This window comes from Vibrio sp. R10-SF1-ISO8 (genome assembly GCF_059833805.1).
Genome location: NZ_JCBDHL010000019.1, coordinates 315,406 through 332,200, shown reverse-complemented (window position 1 = coordinate 332,200; position 16,795 = coordinate 315,406). Strand labels below are relative to the sequence as shown.

The window sequence follows — 16,795 nt, the reverse complement described above, 5'->3', positions numbered from 1 at the left end:
TAAGCGCCCATAACTCCGTATTATTGAGCGTTTAATGGTCAATAGTTATGCTATTTCTGTAACCCTCCCTGTTTTAGTGGCACTCTAAATTAGAGTTTTTCCTACTTTCATTCCTTGCTAAATACTCCCAAGGAGTCAGGTCGTCGAGTGAGTCGTGAGGGCGCTCATCGTTGTATTCCGTCATCCATTTTTCTGTCAGTTCTCGGACTTCGTTCAGAGTTTTAAATACGTACATATTGAGTATTTCTGTCCGATAACGATACGGTGCTCGAGACTGAAGCCGGCAAACATTGTTTGGGCCTACTATTCTCATCCTCGAGTTCTTTTAACCGTTTAACATCTGAGGCTACCATAGCACCATACTTGGACTTCCAGTTGTAGTATGTCGCATCAGAGAAGCCATAGACACGACAGACTTTGTTGACCTTTCGGCCTGCTGCCACTTCCTTCAAGAGCTTGACTGTGTAGCGTGATTTCTTCATCATGCGTTCTCCCTTTGTTTCAGTGTAAACGGAAAAACTCTAAATGCTAATGACCAGTTTTTTTGGGGAGCGTTACATTTCGATGTTCCAAGGCAACAGAGTTTTGATTTGTTCTACCGTCTCGGCGTAAGGAAGTTTGTTAAGAAGAGTGCGCAGGTAACTAAATGGCTCCAAGGCATTTAATTTAGCCGTTTCAACCAAGCTGTAGCACGCAGAACCTGCCTGTGCACCTTGAGGCGTGTCAGAGAACAACCATGTCTTCCTGCCAATCACGAACGGACGGATGGCATTTTCAGCCATGATGTTACTGATCCGAAGTTCGTTATGGTTGCAGTAAACAATAAGCTAGGACCACTGGTTGAGCGTATAGTTAATCGCCGTATAGATTAAGCTGTATTTTGGTACTTTGTTCAGTCTCTTTTCAAGGAATGCTTTTAGTTCTTTAAAGAGAGGAGCACTGTGCTCCTGTCGATAAGCGATGACTTTTTCTGGGGTCATGTCTGGCTGTTTTTCCCGTAGGTCGGTCAGTTGACGCTCTACACGGTACAACTTATTGATGGTGTTCAACGCCATATCCGCCTTACTCTCCTTGGTTTTTTTTCCTTTTGGTTGAACTTGCTGAGCTTCAATGAATTTACGAGGGGCATGGTCCATACAGCCAACATGCGCCAGTCCATATTTCTTACACGCAGCGTTGTACCCCGGATAATCATCGGTTTGCAGGTAACCTTCAAAGCGATCAAGTAATTCTAGCGGCACACCAGCGCTACGGGATGGGTCATAGTGGAACAAGACACTGGGTTGTGTCGGTGGCCCTCCGAGTGATACCCACATGTATTTCTATGATGTCGCACTTTTCCCGAGCTCCTTCAGCGCTTGAACACGAGTCTCACCCATCGCAACGATATCACCACTGCTTTGGTGTTCACGAAGCAGGTTTATCAGAGGTCGGAACATTTTCGCAGACTTAATTACATAGTTCGCTAACGTTGTTCGTGATAACTCACCACCATAGCGCTGAAGCATCTTCTCAATACGATAGAGAGATAAACCATCGACGTATTTAGACGTGATCACATGAGCGATAAGACCGGTACTGCCTCATGAGCCCGGAAGTGGATGTTTTGGTAACTCAGCCGCCACCATTTTTTGTTGACCATCCGTTTTCTCGAACACGGCCTTTTCTTGCATGTATTCAAGAACGTGAACTTTCGCTGACACGATATCAAGCTCTTCCTTTACCTTTGCAAAGAAGGTGCTTTTAGCACCGTGTTTCTTTTCATCAGTCAGGTATAGGAAGACTTGTTCACGCGGCAGGTCTTTAGAGAAAGGCTTACGGCCGCGAGGCTTTGAGGAGGTGTTTTTGCTCTTCTCTTTGTTCTTTTTCTCATGCGATTAAAGGTCTGGGTCAGTACAGAGTTCAGATTGATCAAAGAGCAAGAATTGGTTTATGTTCGCCTTTTCACTGCTTGGCATGAAGCGTTTGATTTTAAGGTGGCGGACCACCTCTTCTATTACTTCAATGCGAACCGATTAAGTTCGCAATTGTGCTTCTTTCTCTGTTAATTGTGCGCTAAGACCCTCAATTTTAGCTATATGATGATTGGATGAAGTCACAGTAAAACAGTCCTTAAAGCCTTGTGGTAACAGGTTTTTTCTATCAAAAATAGACGATTAAGTCACTAAAAAAGTGACTCGTATTCTAACTTTTTATATGCATTTATCAATGAGATATCGTAACCATCCAGTAGACAATTTATCTGTTGCCCTGTCAGGCTCACGGCCTCATCAGTACGCTTTGGCCACTTTAATTTTTCTTCAGCAAGGGACTTGTAGTAAAGGACAAAACCGTTGTCTTCCCAAACAGGCACTTGATTTTATTGCGTAGTTTATTGGGGAAGACATACAACTCTCCGCTAAAGGGATTGTGGCCGAGCTCCAACTTATCCAGCGCACTTAATCCTTTATGTGATGTTCGAAAGTCGATAGGGTCCCGATAAAGATAAACGGTAGGCAAGTGTAGTCCGGGTCTTAGCGTTGATGTTTTCATGAGAGTAATACGGAAAGCAGTTGAGTGACGGATGTGATGTTGCTGTCATCAATACCAAGTATGGTGGTTCCATCAGATAGAGCAATATACAGCTCAGATGGATACTTATTGGTTACCGTTTCACTTGAGCAATGGCGAACTTGGAAGTCACTGATTGAGTGACTGTCGATGTGTTGTTTAGTTTGCGTTTCCATTAACTGAACTGTGCTAGACTGATATCGTAAGTTCGACAGTATTGTGCTTGAGAAAGTGAGATAGATAATCCTTTGTTGATTAATGACCAGTGTCATTATCAGCATGATGGATTATTTTGGACTGATGTCGAGAACTAGGCGCTTACCAGATATGTGACGGTCATTGCTGATGCTCAAACACACCAAGTGCTTTGGATTGGCATAGGCCGAAGCCGAAAGGACATTCGCCCATTTTTTGAAGAGCTCGGTGACAATGCCGCCAACATTGAAGTTGTGGCAATGGATATAAACACGGCTTTTGACATTGAAGTGCAAGCGCATTGCCCAAATGCCCGTATTGTCTATGACCTGTTTCATGTCGTGGTTAAGTTTGTTCGAGAGGTTATGGACAGGGTTCGTGTAGACCAGGCTAATCAATTAATAACTTACAAAAAGCACGTCGCTGGATAAAACGTTCCCGTTAGGTACTTCTGAAAAATTGAGAGAACTTGAGCGTAAACAACAAATTTATCTTGATGAAATACTCTCGATAAATCGAGATCTCATGATAACTCATCTGCTTGGAGCTCAACTCGAGGAGCTTTGGTATTGTTATTCAAAGGCGCAGCTAAGGGGCTATGGGAAGTATGGTGGCTGCAGGTGAATGGAAGTGGCCTCCCACCTCTCATCCACTTTGCTAGAAAGCTCAAACCTTAACTTCACGGAATGGTGGCATCACCATACCACCTGAATACTTGCACCTTGGAAGGTATCAGTAACAAGATAAAACTCATCAAGCGAATGGGTTATGGTTACCGAGACACGGACTACTTCTTTCTAAAGATTAAAGCGGCTTTCCCCTGAAAGCGCGATGAAACAAAAAAGAGCTTAGTATGAATTGTTTGTAACTTCTAATTATTTGTTCTATCTGGTTAAGTAGATTCTTATTTTTGCGAAATTTAATTATTGTTTTCTTTTTTGTTTTGTCAGTTAATCAATAGCTTGTATCGTAATATATCCTTCATGCGGTTATATGCAGGTAGAGTAACGCCAAACCTGTCGTGAGTCAGGGACGGAAAACCACGGGTCTCTTGCAATGAGAGACAGCCGGGTCGCCTTAAAAATAAATCTCAAGATTATATTGTAAGGGGCAAAAAAAATGTCTTCAGTGAAAGTAGGTACGACTAACTTAGATGGAACTGGTTCTTCTGCTAACTTAGTTTCAGAACACGATATTTTAGATGGCATAGGTCAAGCGCCTGACTATGACGCCAAAATCTCAAACCAATCGATTGATGTAGAAGCAACAGGTTGGAATGCGGTTGGTGAAAAAGAAGTGAAAATTAATGGTGAAAACGTTGATGTTTACGCTAAAAACTTCGTAGATGCTGACATCGATTTATCTGATAGTTCACTTGGTGTGTCCGTTTCGCTTCTTTACTCAAAGCGTGGTCAAATACAAACCGGTGATGGTGACGATACTGTTAATGTAGCTGTACAAACTAACGATGGCGGTTGGAGTAACCTTTTCACGGTTGATACTGGCGCTGGTAATGATACAGTCAAGTTTTTTAATGAGGCTAACTCACAATTCACTTCTGTTGAGGTAATGACAGGTGAAGGTAATGACATTATTAACCTATCTGGCTTAAATGAGAATGCTAATAGTAGTGTGACTCGTAAAGTAGATGCAGGTGAAGGAAACGATGTTGTGGCGGGCTCTGTTGGGGCCGATATCCTTGATGGCGGTGCTGGTGCAGATATTATTACTGGCTTAGGGGGCAACGACGTTATCTTCTACGACGAAAATGACATAGCTGTTTTCGGCGGTGATGGTCTTGACGCCCTGGTTGTAACTGGTAATGAAGACACGACTATTGGTAATAACTTTGCCGGCTTTGAAGCGATTGTTGGTGAGGAAGGAACGGCGCAAGACTTACGCGTTAATCTACAAGACGGTTTAGTGATTGCTCTGGGTAATGATGTTGGCGATGAAGTTTCTTTTAATCAAGACGTTAGCTTCACTGCTGTGGCACAAGACCTTACTGCTGAGCAAGCTTCACTCCTTGAAGCAAGTGGTGCGGCCGATGCTGCGCTTCAAGCATACGAAACTGTATATATGGGCGAAACAGTGACGGTTTGGTCGGATACTGAACTCGTATAATACTTTTCGCGTAAATCAAGAATGCGCCTTATGGCGCATTTTTTGAGTAACTATAAGTGTAGGTTGCTATGCCCGAATGGAGTCGATTTTTACAAGAGCGTAAAAAACATCTTGTATATATAGGTATTTTTTCAGTGTTCGTTAACCTGCTGATGCTGGTGTTGCCAATCTACAGTTTACAAATATTTGACCGTGTTCTCTCCTCAAGAAGTCCTGAAACACTTATCTTACTGGCTGTATTAGCTTTAGGCCTATTACTTATACAAGCCTTGCTTGATTTCATCCGAACACGCCTATTACATGTAGGTGCGTCACAGTTTGAACATTATTGTGTCCCACATCTAGTTAAACATGCTTTTTCGATAGCAGGAAGAACACCAGACCTTGCCCGTAGAACACTACAAGACTCACAAGAAGTGAAAGGCGGGTTGTCATCTCCTATGGTCGCTTTATTGTTTGATTTACCTTGGACGCCTATTTTCATCCTTGTCATTTTTTCTCTTCACCCTTATTTAGGTTGGTTCGCTTTCGCGGCAGCAACAGCCTTATCTCTATTAACTTGGTTAAACTTATATTTGACGCGTAGAAGCATTGATGAGCTTGCTCATCAAGCATTTGATAATGGAGCTTATTTACAAAGGCAAATTGCGCTGGGTAATACCATTTCATTATTTAACGTCGCCGATAAGCTCGCACAACGTTGGCAATCTAACAACGTGAACATTATTCATCTGCAAAATGAATACAACTTTAAATTACAGTTCCTTCAAGCCTCTATTAAATATGCTCGGATGATCCTGCAAGTCGGGGTACTCGGCCTTGGTGGTTGGTTAGTTATTACTGATCAGGCGGTAGCAGGAGTGTTGTTAGCAGCCTCTATTCTATTGGGCCGGGTGCTAGCTCCTTTAGATCAAAGTATCAATTTGTGGCGACCTTGGCGTCAAAGCAGGGCAGCTTGGTCGCGGGCAGAGGCTGTTTTATCTTTTCCAGATTCGGAACGGCGTATTGAAATGCCAATTGAAGATATCAGCGTTCAGGTTGAGGGTTTTAGCGTGAAAGATCAGTTTGAGCGTTTAATTCTTAAGAATGTTCAATTTGAACTAAAAGCTGGTCACGCGTTAGCGATTGTTGGAAGTAGTGGTTCCGGTAAATCAACTTTGCTGAATGCTATTGCAGGTGTTGAGTTTAATCACCAAGGTTATATTCGTCTAAACGGCATTGCTTTAACTGAAATTCTTCCCCGTCAAAGGCAACAGCTCATAGGTTACTTACCGCAGCAGGTTGAGCTATTTGAAGCTTCATTATTTGACAATATTTGTTGTTTTGACGAAGGTGAAGGCGTTGAAGAAAAGGTGTTTAATGCAGCTAAAATAGCGGGTATTCACGACATTATTGTTAAACATCCAAATGCGTATAAAACTAAATTTGGCCGTAGTCAAGGGGGTCAGTTGTCAGGCGGTGAGATGCAATTAGTTGGGCTTGCCAGAGCGCTATATCATCAACCTAAACTGTTATTGCTGGATGAGCCAGACTCAAATTTAGATATTTTATCCGAACAAAAACTTCTTAGAACATTAAATATTTTAAAGCAGCAAGGAGTTACTGTCATTCTCATTAGCCATCGAAATACCCTTGTTAAAATGGCTGATTGGGTCATTGTACTTGACTCAGGTGTGATAAAAGATGCAGGCAAAAAAGATGATGTACTTACACGCCTTCAAAAAGGAGCCGTAGCAAATATTAATAGGGACGGTAGTCATGGCTAATTCATATCCAAGTAAGCTGACCATAAACCCTTCGCGCTATATTTTTGCTGGACTAATGGTACTGTTACTTGGTGGCGGCTTCAGTATTTACTGGCTTTGGTTTACAAGTATCGATGCTGCAGCAATAGCTCCAGGAGTGATATCTGTAGAAAGTAAGCGTAAATCAATAGAACATTATGAGGGGGGGATCGTCGATACCGTTTTAGTTAGCGAGGGGGATGAAGTTGCCGAAGGTGACGCACTAATTGAGCTTTCTTCTATTGCGGCTGAGACTAGATTTACTCAATTGCAGCAAAAGTACTATAGTAACCTTGCCCAAAAACAACGTTTGGAAAGTGAGAGAAATGGGGAGCAAAAGTTGTTTTTTACAGAAGATTTGCTTGATGCTTCAGAGCAATACCCTTCACTGACTTCACTGATGAAAACTCAGCAGTTGCTTTTTAATGGTCGCCTTAAACTGAGAGAGAGTGAGCTTGCGGTGCTCGATGCGAGGCTAACTCGTCTTTCAAGTGATAAGCGAGCTCTGGCCAAGAAACTAGATAAAGAGCGTTTGGCGTATCGGTACTTACAGCAAGAAAGTAATATGCATGATGAGTTATTACCCGCCGGTTACACCTCTAAACTCAAGTCGCTAGAGCTCCTGCGTTCAAAAGCTAGATTGTCTGGCTATCTTATTGACTTAGAAGGGCAATTGCAGAATCGTGAAATCGCATTGCTTGAGATCCACCAACAACGTGTTGCAATGGAGCACCAATATATCAGTGAGATTGAGCAGGAGTTACAAGAGTTATCTAAAGTTATGGATGATACCGTCGAGCAACTTGCTCAGGCGAAAGATGTGTTATCTCGAGTTGTTCTGAAGAGCCCAAACTCAGGTAAGGTTGTAGGCTTGAGTGTGTTTAATAGAGGGGATGTTATTAGTCCAGGTGAAACTTTAATGCAGGTTGTTCCTGAAAACGATCGCTTAATCGTTGAAGCTAATCTGAAGCCGACGGATATTGCAGCTGTCTCAAAAGGACAGAAAGCTATGGTACGGCTTTCGGCTTATAACTTTAGAAACACCCCTCCTATAGAAGGGGAGGTTATTCATATTGCGGCAGATAGGATCACAGACGGTAACAAAGACCAGGAAGAGAGCTTTACCATTAAGGTAGCTTTGAACCCTGACGCCTTAGCAAATGTTGAAAATGTCCGATTACATCCTGGTATGCCAGCAGAGGTTTATGTCTTGCTCAAGCAGCGTAGTCCTATTGACTATTTGTTGGAGCCCCTCCAGCTTGACCTTTACAAAGCCTTCAGGGAAATCTAGCATTCTAGGGAAGTCTTTTTTAGCTAGTTTCGAATAACTAATTTAATGTTAGTTTTAGGCGTGATTTACGTTTTGTGAGGTAGCCTCGTTCATTCTAGGAGTAGCTAATCATATTTAGCTAAATATGACGTCAATATACTATCTGGTTGACTATTACAGAGCGAAGTATGAGAACTGACAGAAAAGTGTTTGAAGGAGTACAACGATGTACACCTTTATGACTCATTCGATGATCTGACTCTTTGGGTATATTTAGCAAGGCATGAGAGTAGGAAATATCTAAATTAGCATGTTACTAAAACACGGATGTTTACAAGTTCATAACGTTGTATACGGTAAATTTACTTCGTGGGGTACTTTTGAGTGCAAAAACAGCGGTATTTTTTGACACCTCAACATTCTTTTTCGTTGCTTGTGATCGCACGTTTCGGTTTATTCCGTTCAGTTTGAACCCTCGCTATATTTTAATGGTGCGCTACTTTGATATATCAGATGCCAGTGTTCTTTGCGTAAACCGATGTCAATAGCTCGTGCGTGATTAGTTACGAGGTTACAATGGACCGAGTAGAAACAACGTTTGATTGTTCTGTGGGCATAGGTAATATGAGTCAAACAGTAACTCGCTGAAGATAAATATTTCATGGTGAACTTTCGCAACACGTGGGCTGTTGATAGTGTTTCTAAGATTGCCAAAATACGAATATTGTCCACTGTCAATTTGGCCGACGAGTACTCCATATGTTCCAGAGCAAGATACCTTTAGAAATTATATTTATTTTGTCATGAAAAATTTAGCTTTGTTTACTTACGTTACAGTAACTTTATATGTTCTCATAGTTGGAATGGTCGCGCTTTATCAGAGCATGTACCGTAGTGCAGCAGAGTTACAATTGGAAAACCTGACTCACAATGTAGCTAATGCCGAAGGAATTAAATTAACGATATCACTTTCAGATGAATTGTCTCATTTCCCGCTCCCAACAGCTCACGATTTAGACTTGAGCGCAACCCTATATGAATGGGAAGATTACTTATCTCAAGAGAACAAATATATTAACTTGAGAACAAGCTTAAGAGAGAAAAGCGCGAAGCTTCGTCCAACCTGGGCACCAAATCACGTGGAGCGCTCTAAGTTATCTCGCGAGCTCGGTAATGGTATGGAGAAGGAGAAGTTGGATTTAGCTCTTTTGTTTGGTCCTTATACATCACAGGCACTAATACAACACATCGATTTTACGTTCTCACATTGGGAGGATGTAAGTCGCAAATTTCAAATCAAAGCTGCTACTCAATTAGTAGGTATGATCTATCGGAAAGAGTTTCGCGCCGATTTGAATAATATGATCTCTTTTTCACGTGGAAAGGAAAGAATGTGTAATTTGCTTAAGTTCAACAATCTGACGGTAGAGTCTTGTAAGTAATATTAGGTAGTTTAGATAAGTCGTTTTTTATTGGCGCTACTCACTAATAGCCGTTAATTCTAAAAAACGAGACAGAAAGTTAAATAAGAACCGTGTTAACGATGCATCAACCTTGCTAGAATTTGTAGCTACTGAGCTAAAAATTTAATTCAAGGAATTTAAATGAAATTGCGATTCTTAACGGCTGCGTTGGCAGTGTTCGCAGTATCTGCAAATGTCGTGGCAGATGAGGCAAGTCTAGATAGTACGCTTCTTGAATTGTTGGGAGATGTACCTGATGAACAAGCTGTTCAGTCTACATTTTTAGCATATCCAGAACAGGTTTTAGACGTACTGACTGCACTGCTATCGAACCAAGTCGTAGATCCTCAAACCGCTATTACCCAGGCATTGACTGTTTCACCAAAACTTGTGAATGAAATCGTGGAGATTGCACGTCAGGCTGGCGTGAGCAATGAAATTATTACAACGTCAGCATTGTTAGCAGGGCTCGACCCTACGGTAGTTGCTGAAGCAACTGCTGCGGGTATACAAACTGCTTCTTCTATTGCGCCTCCAGCAGCACCTGCGGTTGGGTCTGACGGCGGTGGTGGTAATGCAGTAGTATCTCCTAACTAAACACGTTTGAATATTCTAGAGGGCCCGGCTTGTCCGGGCTTTTATTTACCTCATGAAAAACTTAGAGCAACTTGTCTTCTATTCCTTTCTAATTCTAATAGTTTGGCTACCTATTCCTTTAGGTAGCAATCGAGATTGGGCATGGGCTATTGCAGAACTTTGGGTCGCAGCGCAGAGCCTAATACTGGTTATCGCATACCGAGGAGTGCTTCCCTTTGGAGCACTACGTTCATACAAAGTGTTGTTGTTAGGATTGTTAGGCTTTCAAATATGGGTATTGTTACAGACAATTCCTTGGCCCCTTGATTGGCTGGCATTATTTTCCGAAAAAACAGCGTATATCTACAGTTTGGTGGGTGCAGAAATTGGTTTTCTCTCTTTAGACTCTAGAATAAGCCAAGTGTCTTTGGTTAAAGGAGTTACTTATCTTTTGTTTGCAGTAAATGCGGCGTTTTTAGTCAACTCTAGCCAGCGCTTAAAGCTTGTCGCTTTATCATTAGTCGTCAGCGGAACATTTCAGGCATTTTATGGAGCTACAGCAGTTTTATTAAATGTACAGGAGAGTCTTGTCTTTGGCTTGCCTGAAAAAGACATCGCAACTGGCTCCTTTGTATATAAAAACCATTTAGCAAACTACCTAATGATCGCGCTTTGTGTTGGTGTAGGGCTGATTGTGACACAACTTCACATTAGTAAATCAGGCTCTTGGCATATTCGAACAAAACGAATTCTTGAGGGAGTGATGAGCCCCAAAATGTTCGTTCGACTGTGTTTGATTATTATGGTTATCGCATTGGTCATGACTCGCTCAAGGATGGGTAATACTGCGTTTTTTGTAGCTACCACGCTGGGTGGAGTAATCGCATTGCTTATCTATAAACAGAAACCCAGGGCATTAACGGCTTTGGTTGGGAGTGTTATTGCCATCGACACAATTGTTATTGGCGCTTTATTTGGCTTAGATAAAGTCAAACAACGTATTGTGGAAACATCATTGGGAGCTGAGTCTCGAGATCAGGTAATCATTTGGTCGATGGACATTATTCGTGACTTCCCGGTTTTCGGTACGGGCATGGGCAGTTTTTACGCAGTTTTTCCAATGTACTCAAAATCTGACATTGGATTTTATGACCATGCACACAATGACTATATACAGTTCATAGTAGAAGCTGGACTGCCTGCCACACTTTTACTCGGTTGCATTGTACTCTATTCATTTTTGCGCTGTATTAATACCATTCGAACTCGAAATAGCAGAACGATGAAAGGTCTTGCCTTAGGTTCAATGATGGCTATTATCGGTATGTTGATCCATATTAGCGTTGATTTTAACTTACAGCCAATGGCTAATGCGCTGACGTTTATTTTGGTCTTGTTTATAGCTAATGCTACAGCGACACTACCTGCGATAGGGACTTCAACCGCTCAAATTAAGTCTGCAGAAAGACCACAGAGAAAGGGAAAGGTTGTTAATGATTAGCCGAGTTCTTATTGTATGTTCCGGTAACATATGTCGCTCTCCACTTGCTGAAGTAATTTTTAAGCGCGAGTTACCTCAAATTGAGTTTGATTCGGCTGGTTTATTAGTAGAACAAAGTGGTTTGCATGACTACTCTGCGGCTCGCTATTCTCAAAAAGTAGCTGACCTGCATAATTTAGATCTATCTTGTCATCGGGCTAAGCAATTGAATAGAGAACTGGCTGAGTGGAGTGACCTGATTTTAGTGATGGAGCATGATCATATCAATCGGCTTTCGGATGTTGTACCGGGAGCTCGCGCAAAAACACTTCTAATTGGTCAATGGATTGGTGTCGGTGAAGTAGCAGATCCTATCAATAAGGGCTATGCAGAATTTGTCGATTGCTACGCCACCTTAGAAAGGGCCGTAGATTCGTGGAGAACTCGATTAGCTAGATAACTACCTATACCTTGAAACGATCATTCCGAATAAACCAATCAATCTGCTTAGGTACTAACGATGAGTAGATCAAACTCGTATGGCTGCTTTTAATCTCGATATGGTCAGTCATTCCTTCAATCTTCGTCTCATCGACTGTGACGGTCCCGTCTGACATCATTTTGTTGTCCATTAAAAGCAACGAGCGAGCGCCAAGTGGAAGAGTACCAGCAATACAACCAAGCTTTTGCGGAAGAGTCCAACTTCCTTCATGTTGAGCAAGACCAAAGTCAGGGGAATTACCTAAAATAACATTCATGCCGAGCTCTCGGATACGAGTAACAATGGATGCGCCTTTCATTGGAGAACCTATGGTCACAACGTGTGAAACAACACCTTGATTTGGCTGGCGAGATTGCAGGTAATGCTTAATGATTAGCCCACCTAAACTGTGCCCAACGAGAACGTTAGGCATAGTATCGGATAAAGTGTTATCGATAGAGGTAAATACTTGTTGTTCATCGATCGCAACGCTGTTGTAAGAGAGTATCTTAGTTCGGTAACCAAGCTCCCTGAGTTTGTGGCTTAGTGGTTGCATCACCATTCCATGCATGTAAAGCCCATGTAAGATAATGATTTTCATATAATTCCCCACAACCGCTAATACAGAGAATCTAACGATATTTTCTGACAAAATCACCTACTTTCTGGCAAGTTTGTGCAGCCAACCAAGATGATCAAATAAATCATTTAACCAGTTATTCAAGTGGCTAATGTGGGCTTAGGTCTATGGCAGCATGGTGAATTTCAAACGTATATTTTTCCATGAGAGTAGGGCACTACATCGCCGGCAACAACGACATTTTGTTGTGAAACATGGCAATAGACAATGCCGCCGCGCTTGGATGCTTGGTATGCTTTGAAATTGTTCTTGTTGAGTCTATCAGACCAAAATGGAGCCAATCCAGCATGAATGGAACCTGTCACAGGATCTTCATCCCCACCATTGGCAGGCCAAAAATAACGGGAAATAAAGTCATACTCTTTACTTTTTGCTGTTACAACCACGTCATATGGGGCTAGACGTTTAAGGAAATCACTTTTGGTTTTTAAATCATAAACATCTTGTTCATTGTCATAGATAGCAAAATAAGCTTGCGGGCTTTTTAGCACCTCGACTGGAGGGATAGACAAGCCTTCTAGCAGATCTGAAGGGGGATTAATGGCTTGCGGCTTTCTAAGTGGAAACGTCATCAAAATACGACCACTAAGGTCTTTATCGACAACTAACGGACCAACAAAGCGAGTTTCAAATGTAATGCTGTCTCCCGCATCAAAGTGGGAAAATAGGACATAGGCGGAGACTAAAGTGGCATGGCCGCAAAAATCAACTTCACAAAGAGGAGAAAACCAGCGAATTTCATAGTGATCGACATCTATAGGCTTAATAAAAGCCGTTTCCGATAAGTTGTTTTCGGCGGCAATATCAAGCATTAAATCATCGCTAAGCCAATCATTGACCGGAATAACTGCAGCGGAGTTTCCTTTAAACCTTTGAGTCGTAAAGGCATCGCAAACGAACATCTCGAATTCCATCATCTTTCCCTTGGTTGTGGAGATTTTATAAATGATATGAATTATTGCGCTTAGTTACCATTGTTGGTTGGGATTGGAGGAGAGTTGCGACTCGCTTCAACTGAAAGCATGCTGAGTCTACACACTCTCCGATAATCAAAAGTGAGTACTGCAATGGTTACAGAATCACAAATATATTGAAAAAGAGGTGTTAATTAAAGTTAACTAGAGAGTCTCTATTAAGATCGTGGATATTTTTAGCACCTGTTAACGTCATAGCTACACGCATTTCTTTCTCATAAAGGTCGAGAAGATTTTCAACGCCAGCTTGACCTTGCGCTGCCAAAGCATAAATAAATGAGCGACCTAGAAGGGTACAATCAGCGCCGAGTGCAAGCATTCGGACTACATCAAGGCCGGTTCTAATACCTGAGTCGACAAAGATTTTAAGGTCACCTTTCACTGCGTCTGCGATAGTAGGCAGAGCTTTTGCGGTTGAAAGCACACCATCTAATTGTCGACCACCGTGATTCGATACCACAATGCCATCCGCGCCAAAACTTACCGCATCTTTCGCATCTTGCTCATCAAGAATTCCTTTGATAACCATTGGGCCATCCCAAAATTCGCGAATCCATTCAAGGTCTTTCCACGAAATAGAAGGGTCAAAATTGTCGCCAAGCCAGCCAATGTAGTCCTCAAGCTTGGTTGGCTCTCCACGATAAGTCGAAATGTTACCTAGGTCGTGTGGCTTGCCAAATAAGCCGACATCGAAAGCCCAGCTTGGGTGACGCATTGCTTGGAACACACGGCGCGCGGCAGCGTTAGGACCACTCATACCAGAGTGCATGTCTCGGTAGCGAGCTCCAGGTACTGGCATATCAACGGTAAAAACAAGCGTTGTCACGCCGGCAGCTTTAGCACGCTCAAGCACATTCTTCATAAAGCCACGATCTTTGAGTACATATAGTTGAAACCACATTGGGCGCTCAATCGCAGGAACGACTTCTTCAATCGGGCAGACTGACACTGTAGACATAGTGAATGGAATGCCTTTGTTTTCCGCTGCTTTGGCTGCCTGAACTTCACCTCTACGTGCATACATACCGGTGAGTCCGACGGGAGCAAGCGCAATTGGCATCGCAAACTTTTCGCCAAAGATCTCTGTCTCTAGACTCAGATCTTCCATATTCTTAAGCACACGTTGTTTAAGCGCGATGTCTGCGAGATCTTCGGTGTTCTTTCTCAGGGTATGTTCACCGTAAGAACCGCCATCAATGTAGTGAAAGAGGAACGGAGGAAGCTTCGCTTTTGCAGCGGCACGATAGTCAGTAGAAGCAGAGATAATCATAAAGTCATTCCTAATATGTATTTAGTGCCTTTCTATGAAGGTTTAGTATGGTCGATATCTTAAAAGGGAGGCGTCAATACTCACGGTTTTGCTATCGTTTTCACGTTAGCAGGGGTCTTGTCAGGGGGAGAGTATTAACGCCTCAAGGGAAATTCTTTTAGTTCATTAACGCGTCAGTAATCTGCAAGCCATAGATAGCGACTAGGCCAATGATACCCGTTACAACTAAGTAGTAGATGGTAGGGATAATGGTCTTACGCAGCGTTGCCCCTTCGCGTCCAAGCAGTCCAACGGTGGCAGATGCAGCAACCACATTGTGGATAGCGATCATGTTACCAGCAGCAGCACCGACAGCTTGTAGCGCGACAACCACGGTGCTCGATATGGTCAGTGTTTGAGCCACTTCGAACTGAAACTGGCTAAACATCATGTTTGACACTGTGTTAGAGCCCGCAATGAAGGCGCCAAGCGCACCTACCGTCGCACTAAGTGCTGGGAATGCCTCACCCACTAAGCCAGCAGCAAAGTTAGCTGTCGTGACTGGCATACTTGCTAGATCAGCTCCGTTGATGCCTGAGTTGATGAAGATACGAACCATAGGGATAGTAAACACCAAGACAAATCCTGCGCCAATCAGTGTTTTACTTGATTCACCAAATGCTTTCGCAAGTGGTGTAATGCTGCGCGATTGAAGTAATACCGCTACTAAAGCAACAAACACTAGAATACCGCCTGGTAGGTACAATGGTTGGATTGCAGTACTGATACCGGCTTCACCAAGGATATTGCTAAATGAAAGGCTAACGCTACGTAGCATCGCTTTGAATTCTGAACTTACACGGCTAGCGACAAGTACAACAGCAAGTAGTACATATGGAAGCCAAGCCAAAGCCATGTTCATTGGTTTAGTTTTAGAGTCGTCTAAATCAATCTTTAGCGAGCCCAACCATTCTGCCGGCCATTTGTTTTCTTCTTCAAAGTCCCACGTTGATTTAGGGACTAAGAAGCCACGTTTAGCCGCTGAAACAACAATGGACAGACCAACTAAACCTCCGATGAGTGAAGGGAACTCTGCACCAAGGAAGACGCCTGTTAACGCATATGGGATAGTGAAAGAGAGGCCAGCGAATATCGCGAATGGTAGGATATCTAGCCCTTCAGTCCAGCTTCTGTTCTTGCCGAAGAATCGAGTCAACATCATCGCCATTAGTACAGGGATTAACGTACCTACACAGGCGTGAATTAAAGCAACGCTCGATGTGATTTGCTGTAGGTAAGCATCCCACGTTGAACCATTAGCGCTAAGCGCTTCGCCAATGTTGTGAGTGTCTAACCCTTTGTTAACGCCAACGATAATTGGTGTACCCACCGCGCCGAAAGAGACAGGTGTTGACTGAATCATCATTCCCATCAATACAGCCGCAAGTGCTGGGAAACCGATGGCGACAAGTAGCGGCGCGGCAATGGCTGCTGGCGTACCAAAACCGGAAGCGCCTTCAATGAATGAACCAAAACACCAAGCGATAATAATCGCCTGAACACGTCTATCTGGAGAGATGTTGGTAAATCCGTTTCTAATCGTAGAGATTGCGCCAGTGTGTTTTAAAGTGTTAAGTAAGAAGATGGCACCAAACACAATCCATAGTACGGAGACGGTGATCCCGAGTCCCTGAAATACAGAAGCAAGCACTCGTGTCGTTGACATATCCCATGCGAATAGAGCGATGACAACAGTTAAACCAAATGCGACGGGCATCGCGCGTTTTGCAGGCCAGTTTAGGCCGACGAGGAGTATGGCAGCCACCACTATTGGTGAGAAAGCCACGAGGGCAAGTAATGTTTCACTCATTGGTACGTCCTTTACATTCTTCAATCAGGGCTCTTGAGAGTCTCTTAGATTTTATAATTGTGATGTTATTGTTAATTTGGGGTGAATTTACCCCTTTATTTTTTATTGATACAGGGAAATAATGAAAATAATTAATTCC

13 protein-coding genes, 5 pseudogenes and 1 riboswitch are annotated in these 16,795 nt (G+C 42.8%); of the genes and pseudogenes, 8 read left to right on the top strand and 10 right to left on the bottom strand.

Features of this window, described 5'->3' with window-relative positions; all coding sequences use genetic code 11:
* Window positions 1-73 precede the first annotated feature (73 nt).
* From AC6R00_RS16420 to AC6R00_RS16395, 6 genes and pseudogenes are all read right to left on the bottom strand, one after another.
* A pseudogene (locus AC6R00_RS16420) lies at window positions 74-256 on the bottom strand (integrase core domain-containing protein); the annotation flags it as partial.
* Window positions 256-482: pseudogene (locus tag AC6R00_RS16415) on the bottom strand (transposase); the annotation flags it as partial. The pseudogenes AC6R00_RS16420 and AC6R00_RS16415, both read right to left, overlap by 1 nt.
* A gap of 72 nt (window positions 483-554) precedes the next feature.
* The gene (locus tag AC6R00_RS16410) at window positions 555-683 is read right to left on the bottom strand and encodes a transposase domain-containing protein (RefSeq protein WP_500641441.1); all 129 of its coding nucleotides are present in this window, start codon (window positions 681-683) and stop codon (window positions 555-557) included.
* A 30-nt stretch (window positions 684-713) separates the two neighbouring features.
* Window positions 714-1,568: pseudogene (gene tnpC / locus AC6R00_RS16405) on the bottom strand (IS66 family transposase); the annotation flags it as partial.
* A 596-nt stretch (window positions 1,569-2,164) separates the two neighbouring features.
* Window positions 2,165-2,532, bottom strand: a pseudogene (gene tnpB / locus AC6R00_RS16400) (IS66 family insertion sequence element accessory protein TnpB).
* Window positions 2,529-2,726, bottom strand: a complete 198-nt coding sequence (locus AC6R00_RS16395) for a hypothetical protein (RefSeq protein ID WP_500641182.1) — start codon at window positions 2,724-2,726, stop codon at window positions 2,529-2,531. The pseudogene tnpB and the gene AC6R00_RS16395 overlap by 4 nt, the downstream one beginning before the upstream one ends.
* A gap of 147 nt (window positions 2,727-2,873) precedes the next feature.
* Here AC6R00_RS16395 and AC6R00_RS16390 point away from each other — a divergent pair.
* From AC6R00_RS16390 to AC6R00_RS16355, 8 genes and pseudogenes are all read left to right on the top strand, one after another.
* Window positions 2,874-3,569: pseudogene (locus tag AC6R00_RS16390) on the top strand (ISL3 family transposase); the annotation flags it as partial.
* 175 nt (window positions 3,570-3,744) lie between these two features.
* Window positions 3,745-3,825: riboswitch (cyclic di-GMP riboswitch) on the top strand.
* A 39-nt stretch (window positions 3,826-3,864) separates the two neighbouring features.
* Window positions 3,865-4,869, top strand: a complete 1,005-nt coding sequence (locus AC6R00_RS16385; protein WP_500641181.1) for a calcium-binding protein — start codon at window positions 3,865-3,867, stop codon at window positions 4,867-4,869.
* Between the two features lie 68 nt (window positions 4,870-4,937).
* On the top strand, window positions 4,938-6,635 hold the full coding sequence (locus tag AC6R00_RS16380) for a type I secretion system permease/ATPase (RefSeq protein WP_500641180.1): 1,698 nt from the start codon (window positions 4,938-4,940) through the stop codon (window positions 6,633-6,635).
* The gene (locus AC6R00_RS16375; RefSeq protein ID WP_500641179.1) at window positions 6,628-7,944 is read left to right on the top strand and encodes an HlyD family type I secretion periplasmic adaptor subunit; all 1,317 of its coding nucleotides are present in this window, start codon (window positions 6,628-6,630) and stop codon (window positions 7,942-7,944) included. Before AC6R00_RS16380 ends, AC6R00_RS16375 begins: the two co-directional genes overlap by 8 nt.
* Window positions 7,945-8,726: 782 nt before the next feature.
* Entirely contained in the window at window positions 8,727-9,365 is a 639-nt protein-coding gene (locus AC6R00_RS16370; RefSeq protein ID WP_500641178.1) for a hypothetical protein, read from the top strand.
* A 162-nt stretch (window positions 9,366-9,527) separates the two neighbouring features.
* The gene (locus AC6R00_RS16365; RefSeq protein WP_500641177.1) at window positions 9,528-9,983 is read left to right on the top strand and encodes a hypothetical protein; all 456 of its coding nucleotides are present in this window, start codon (window positions 9,528-9,530) and stop codon (window positions 9,981-9,983) included.
* Window positions 9,984-10,035: 52 nt separating this feature from the next.
* Window positions 10,036-11,463, top strand: coding sequence for an O-antigen ligase family protein (locus AC6R00_RS16360; protein ID WP_500641176.1), 1,428 nt, complete (start codon window positions 10,036-10,038; stop codon window positions 11,461-11,463).
* Window positions 11,456-11,902: a low molecular weight protein-tyrosine-phosphatase gene (locus tag AC6R00_RS16355; protein ID WP_500641175.1), complete on the top strand. Its 447-nt coding sequence runs from the start codon at window positions 11,456-11,458 to the stop codon at window positions 11,900-11,902. Before AC6R00_RS16360 ends, AC6R00_RS16355 begins: the two co-directional genes overlap by 8 nt.
* 4 nt (window positions 11,903-11,906) lie before the next feature.
* On the opposite strand, the gene AC6R00_RS16350 is transcribed toward AC6R00_RS16355, so the two are convergent.
* The 4 genes from AC6R00_RS16350 to AC6R00_RS16335 form a co-directional block, all read right to left on the bottom strand.
* On the bottom strand, window positions 11,907-12,524 hold the full coding sequence (locus AC6R00_RS16350) for an esterase/lipase family protein (protein ID WP_500641174.1): 618 nt from the start codon (window positions 12,522-12,524) through the stop codon (window positions 11,907-11,909).
* Window positions 12,525-12,688: 164 nt separating this feature from the next.
* Window positions 12,689-13,477, bottom strand: a complete 789-nt coding sequence (locus AC6R00_RS16345) for a PhzF family phenazine biosynthesis protein (protein ID WP_500641173.1) — start codon at window positions 13,475-13,477, stop codon at window positions 12,689-12,691.
* Window positions 13,478-13,667: 190 nt separating this feature from the next.
* Entirely contained in the window at window positions 13,668-14,807 is a 1,140-nt protein-coding gene (lldD, locus tag AC6R00_RS16340; RefSeq protein WP_500641172.1) for an FMN-dependent L-lactate dehydrogenase LldD, read from the bottom strand.
* A 157-nt stretch (window positions 14,808-14,964) separates the two neighbouring features.
* Window positions 14,965-16,656 (bottom strand): L-lactate permease, encoded by a 1,692-nt coding sequence (locus AC6R00_RS16335; RefSeq protein ID WP_500641171.1) that lies wholly within the window; start codon window positions 16,654-16,656, stop codon window positions 14,965-14,967.
* Window positions 16,657-16,795: the final 139 nt, after the last annotated feature.

What these genes read in the sequence shown, in the direction of transcription:
- AC6R00_RS16350 (WP_500641174.1), bottom strand. Translation starts at nt 12,524, where the DNA reads ATGAAAATCATTATCTTACATGGGCTTTACATGCATGGAATGGTGATG.
- AC6R00_RS16370 (WP_500641178.1), top strand. Translation starts at nt 8,727, where the DNA reads ATGAAAAATTTAGCTTTGTTTACTTACGTTACAGTAACTTTATATGTT.
- AC6R00_RS16395 (WP_500641182.1), bottom strand. Translation starts at nt 2,726, where the DNA reads ATGGAAACGCAAACTAAACAACACATCGACAGTCACTCAATCAGTGAC.
- AC6R00_RS16345 (WP_500641173.1), bottom strand. Translation starts at nt 13,477, where the DNA reads ATGGAATTCGAGATGTTCGTTTGCGATGCCTTTACGACTCAAAGGTTT.
- AC6R00_RS16385 (WP_500641181.1), top strand. Translation starts at nt 3,865, where the DNA reads ATGTCTTCAGTGAAAGTAGGTACGACTAACTTAGATGGAACTGGTTCT.
- AC6R00_RS16335 (WP_500641171.1), bottom strand. Translation starts at nt 16,656, where the DNA reads ATGAGTGAAACATTACTTGCCCTCGTGGCTTTCTCACCAATAGTGGTG.
- AC6R00_RS16365 (WP_500641177.1), top strand. Translation starts at nt 9,528, where the DNA reads ATGAAATTGCGATTCTTAACGGCTGCGTTGGCAGTGTTCGCAGTATCT.
- AC6R00_RS16355 (WP_500641175.1), top strand. Translation starts at nt 11,456, where the DNA reads ATGATTAGCCGAGTTCTTATTGTATGTTCCGGTAACATATGTCGCTCT.
- lldD (WP_500641172.1), bottom strand. Translation starts at nt 14,807, where the DNA reads ATGATTATCTCTGCTTCTACTGACTATCGTGCCGCTGCAAAAGCGAAG.
- AC6R00_RS16375 (WP_500641179.1), top strand. Translation starts at nt 6,628, where the DNA reads ATGGCTAATTCATATCCAAGTAAGCTGACCATAAACCCTTCGCGCTAT.
- AC6R00_RS16360 (WP_500641176.1), top strand. Translation starts at nt 10,036, where the DNA reads ATGAAAAACTTAGAGCAACTTGTCTTCTATTCCTTTCTAATTCTAATA.
- AC6R00_RS16380 (WP_500641180.1), top strand. Translation starts at nt 4,938, where the DNA reads ATGCCCGAATGGAGTCGATTTTTACAAGAGCGTAAAAAACATCTTGTA.